The following is a 747-nucleotide window of genomic DNA, read 5'->3' as shown; positions in this document are numbered from 1 at the left end:
AACAGTTCCAACACCTCCATCTGTAAATGATGCCAATGGGAATGAAGTTATTCCAGTTATGACAGAAGGTTTGGATCCTGACTGCGAAGGGCAGAAGATTTACACATTTACGTATACAGATTGTGCACAGAACACAGGAGAATGGTTGTATACTTATTCAATAGATGTTGTTACAGCACCTACGGTTCCAGTAGATGGCGGGTCTACGGTAGAGTGTCTTTCAGATGCAGTAGAGCCGATAGCGCCAGTTGTAACCGATGTTTGTGGAAATGAAATTACTCCAGTTATAACGGAGAATGCAGATCCAGTTTGTGAAGGAGATAAGGTTTACACCTTTACTTATACGGATTGTGCAGGTAATGTTTCGGTATATACTTATACTTATACGATTGATGTTGTGACCTCACCAGTGGTTCCAGCCAATGCTTCTAGTACAGTTGAATGTTTAGTTGATGCAGTTCAGCCAACGGCACCAGTTGTAACGGATGTTTGTGGTAATGGAATTACTCCTGTTATAACAGAGAATGCAGATCCAGTTTGTGAAGGAGATAAGATTTATACGTTTACTTATACCGATTGCGCGAACAATATTTCAGTATATACTTATACTTATACGATTGATGTTTTAACAGCCCCGGTAGTTCCAGCCAATGCTTCTAGTACAGTTGAATGTTTAGTTGATGCAGTTCAGCCAACGGCACCAGTTGTCACGGATGTTTGTGGCAATGGAATTATTCCTGTTATAAC

The 747-nt window shown here is 40.6% G+C and carries 1 protein-coding gene; it reads left to right on the top strand.

Features of this window, described 5'->3' with window-relative positions:
* Positions 1–747, top strand: a 747-nt coding sequence (locus tag RM519_RS13945) for an HYR-like domain-containing protein (RefSeq protein ID WP_311594440.1), incomplete at both ends; no start/stop codon positions are given.

The sequence above is a fragment of the Urechidicola vernalis genome, from assembly GCF_031846385.1.
Classification (GTDB): Bacteria; Bacteroidota; Bacteroidia; order Flavobacteriales; family Flavobacteriaceae; genus Urechidicola; species Urechidicola vernalis.
Note: the sequence above shows the minus strand (reverse complement) of the source record. Positions and strands in the feature narration are given on the sequence as shown.